1 protein-coding gene and 2 pseudogenes are annotated in these 2,071 nt (G+C 36.8%); all 3 read right to left on the bottom strand.

Going from position 1 to position 2,071, the window contains the following annotated elements; all coding sequences use genetic code 11:
- Positions 1-377: pseudogene (locus tag I6F45_RS21170) on the bottom strand (hypothetical protein); the annotation flags it as partial.
- 283 nt (positions 378-660) lie between these two features.
- Positions 661-1,650 (bottom strand): hypothetical protein, encoded by a 990-nt coding sequence (locus I6F45_RS21165; RefSeq protein WP_197162038.1) that lies wholly within the window; start codon positions 1,648-1,650, stop codon positions 661-663.
- Between the two features lie 109 nt (positions 1,651-1,759).
- Positions 1,760-2,071, bottom strand: a pseudogene (locus I6F45_RS21160) (hypothetical protein); the annotation flags it as partial.

The raw sequence follows: 2,071 nt of genomic DNA, 5'->3' as shown, positions 1-2,071 counted from the left end.
TGGCTTATATAGGGTACAAATCCCATTACACCCGGGCGTGTTGCAACCATATCTAAATGGCATACAATATCAGCCCACTTAAAACAACAATTACCCTGCTCATCACGTGCTTCGCAACCAGAGATTGGATAAGTAAAGCCTACTAGCTGCTTTTGTCTATCAAAGTATATTTGTTTTTTGGGGATGTAACTGTCTGTTAGTGGCAGTAAATTAAGAAAAAACAGGTTCCAAGAAAAAGTAAGCATAGGTATCCACCACTGGAATGGGTCCTTGGAATAGGTAGCCACTAAGCAACAGATCAACAAGATTATACTCAAAGTAAATCCGATTATTATTGGCCCAAATAAAATAACCCTGACGGAATTATTTCCGCACATTTCTACTTTATATCGTTCTGGGCGCTTTTGTATTGCCTTCTGTTTTTTAGAAGGTAAGTCATACAAGTAACATAAGCCTTTAAACTTTTCTTTAAGGCTATTTAATCTCTCAGGGTAAAAAAAACAATTAAACCGCGTTTTTTTAGGCATGATATCAACAGCTAGGTAGTCATTATTTTGCATTAGAGCCCTTTACTTTGCTTACCTAGGGAATTTGGAAGACCTAGATTTGAAATCCTTTTCTATTTGTTAACTTACCATAAACGGTGAAGGGTTAGTAACCTCAAGGAAAGCCGATAAAAAGCTGAAGCGCAAGATGCTTTGCTTTATATTTCCACGTTAATTGCTCTATGCGCTCTGGTTCTGCTTTCCAATGCAGCCAAGGTTTAATTACTTCTTCACGCTCTCTACCTTTAAGCCAATCAAATGGAAATGCTTCACTCAGAATTTCCTCTTCAATTTCTAATTGCTGCGAAAACGAAAATGAGGTCCAAAACTCATCAGGCCGATTATTCCTCTTATCAAATTCAGCTGTGATAGAGTCTAGATGTCGGTGCTTTTCATATTCTGGTACATCAGGTAAGGGTTTACTTAAATCCATAAAGCGTACATAACACTCCCACAATAAATAACAATGCACAGGATTAGCTGAAAGCTCAACAACAGAACCGATTACTATTGTTTCAGGGTACTTATCTTGGTCTATATGGCTAATTTCTGGAAAGTAATTCATTACACCCGGCGCACCCATTTTCGAGGTTAACCTGCAAACAATCTCCTCCCATTTAAAGCAACAATTACCTAACTCATCGTGTTGTTCACAATCTGGTATATTAAAACTGAACCCGACCGTTTGGTTTTGTCTGTCCAAGTACATCACTCTATCAGGTATGTATCTTGAAGTGATTGGTAATAAATTTACGAAAAATAAATTCCAAGAAAAGGTAATAAGTGGAATCCACCACTGAAACTTTTCACCCTCATCATAAAATGGAAGTGATAAAATACTAATTAATGTAATTAAGCTTAATACAGCCCCTATAGCCATTGGCCCAAATAATATGGCTTTTATAGGGTTATTGCCACAGGGCACTATTTTATATTGCTCTTTTTTAATCGCGTAAATACGCCGATCTTGATTTAACCAACGTCGAAAAAAGCATAACCCTCTAAATTCGCTTCCCTTGTTTATTATTCGGTGAGCTTCAAAAAAGCGATTAAACTTTGTTTTCTTTGGCATTATTCCAACACCGAAGTAATTATTATTTTGCATCAGGTTCCTTTGCTTTAATAAACCTAGACAGCACTTGTGCCACCTAGGTTTGAATTCCATTTTTAATTATTATCAGAATCCTAGTTGCATGCTATAAATATAATCATCTTTAAGGTATTCCCATAAACAACTGCAGTGCTAAACGCTTTGCTTTGTATTTCCAGGTTAGTTTTTCGATACGTTCGGGCTCACCTTTAAAGTGTAGCCAAGGCTTAATTATTTCTTCGTTAGGTGTCGCTCTGAGCCAATTAAAATGAGCTGCTTCTTTATTAAATTTTTGCCAAATTTCGACTTGTTGAGCAAGTGAAAAGTCGCTCCAAAATTTATTAGGTCTGTCATTTTTTTTATCAAATTCAGCGGTGGGTTCATCAAGGTGTCGGTAGTTTTCATACTCAGGTACATCAGGAAGTGGTTGGTTGTT

Origin of the sequence: Pseudoalteromonas sp. SWYJZ19, assembly GCF_015864375.1 — a bacterium.
GTDB classification, from domain to species: domain Bacteria; phylum Pseudomonadota; class Gammaproteobacteria; order Enterobacterales; family Alteromonadaceae; genus Pseudoalteromonas; species Pseudoalteromonas arctica.
This window is presented reverse-complemented; position numbering and strand designations above follow the sequence as displayed.

Excerpts from the sequence above, each read along its gene's own strand:
- I6F45_RS21165 (WP_197162038.1), bottom strand. The coding sequence starts at position 1,650 with ATGCAAAATAATAATTACTTCGGTGTTGGAATAATGCCAAAGAAAACA.